Annotated in this window: 1 protein-coding gene and 1 pseudogene; one reads left to right on the top strand and one right to left on the bottom strand. The window is 69.0% G+C overall.

Going from position 1 to position 1,398, the window contains the following annotated elements:
* A pseudogene (locus ACFU5M_RS34500) lies at positions 1-229 on the top strand (UTP--glucose-1-phosphate uridylyltransferase); the annotation flags it as partial.
* Between the two features lie 263 nt (positions 230-492).
* Here ACFU5M_RS34500 and ACFU5M_RS34495 read toward each other — a convergent pair.
* A complete protein-coding gene (locus ACFU5M_RS34495) occupies positions 493-1,044 on the bottom strand; it encodes an NlpC/P60 family protein (protein WP_379055822.1) in 552 nt (183 codons plus the stop codon).
* Between the last annotated feature and the right edge of the window lie 354 nt (positions 1,045-1,398).

Genomic DNA, 1,398 nt, shown 5'->3' with positions numbered 1-1,398 from the left:
GCGCAGGCAGACCGAAGCCTGGTACGAGCACCGCACCGGCGAGGTGTACCTCACCGACGCGATCAACGTGCACGCGGCGAAAAATCCGGTCTTCGGCCAGGTGATCCGCGGCCGGTGGTACGACACCGGCAACCCGGCCGACTACCTGGTGGCGCAATTCGCCTCGGCACTGGCGCATCCGCAGTACGGACCGTCGTTGCGCGACCTCGCCGACGGCCTCGACGGCTGACCTCCGTGCCGCGCACCACCGCGGCGACCGGATCGCAGCGGCGCGGCTCGGCTGCGCCGACGGCCACCACCGAAGGACCGTCCCCGGATTCGACCCCCGCAATGTCCACCACGTGACGACAGTCTGACGCTTTCGCGGTGCCAGGCGGGCGCGGGCAGATGCCGGGCGCGGAGCCGACTCGGCCCCGACCACACCTGCCGGTCGGGGCCGAGTCATCCCGGTAGTAGCCGCGATCGGCGGCGTGCGCCCCGCCGGGTGCGCGCTCAGAAGCGGCGGATCGCGTAGATGTCGAATTCGTCGAGCGGGGTGTAGCCCACCGGCACCCCCCAGTCATAGGCGTTGAGTACCTGTCCGTTACCCGCGTAGATGCCGACGTGCGAACCGTCCTGGTTCAGCACCACCACGTCGCCGAGCGAGAGCGCGCCCCGCGGGACCGGCGTCCCCGCCTTCGCCTGCTGCCAGGTGGTCCGCGGAATGCTCACGCCGACCTGACGGTACGCCCACTGCACCAGGCCCGAGCAGTCCCAACTGAAGGGGCCGGTCCCACCCCATTCGTAGGGCTTGCCGATCTGCGTCGTCGCCGCGGCCAGCGCGCCGACGCCGAACACACTGGGCACCGGCAGAGCGGCCGAGCCGCTGGCGCTGCCGGAGTCACCGCCGGGACCGCTGCCCGAGGCCGAACCGGAGGAGGCGCTGCCCGGCCCGCTGCCGGAGGCGCTGCCGGTATCGGCCCAGGCGGGTCCGGCGAGCAGGAGGATCGTGAGAGTGGAGAGTAGAAATCCGAGTGCGATGCGGTGCGTCGATTTTCTCGGCACGTACTCGCCCCTTCCATGGGCGCGGATGACTGGCCGCCGATCGGCGGCCTGGCTAATACATGGCATCAGCAGCGGCCACCGATGCGGAGCCACCGCTACCCGCGCCGGTCGTGTTACCGGCACGGCCGAATTCCAAGTAAGACAAGCCAGAAAGAGAAACTGCCGCCCCGGAATTCATCCGGGCAACAGCAGCGACACCGCAGATTGTGCCTGGGATATCGGCGAATTGTCGGGAATCAGCAAACTCTCAGCATGTGATCTACATCACTCGTTTCGTTACCGGTAGGCAGCGGTTGTGCCCGGAACATCCGGCGCAGAGCACCACTCGGAACAGCAGCCGGGGCGGGACCCGAT

Origin of the sequence: Nocardia sp. NPDC057455 (assembly GCF_042802775.1) — a bacterium.
In the GTDB taxonomy this organism is placed as follows: Bacteria; Actinomycetota; Actinomycetes; order Mycobacteriales; family Mycobacteriaceae; genus Nocardia.
The sequence above is the reverse complement of the archived record's forward strand: the minus strand, read 5'-3'. Positions and strand labels throughout refer to the sequence as shown.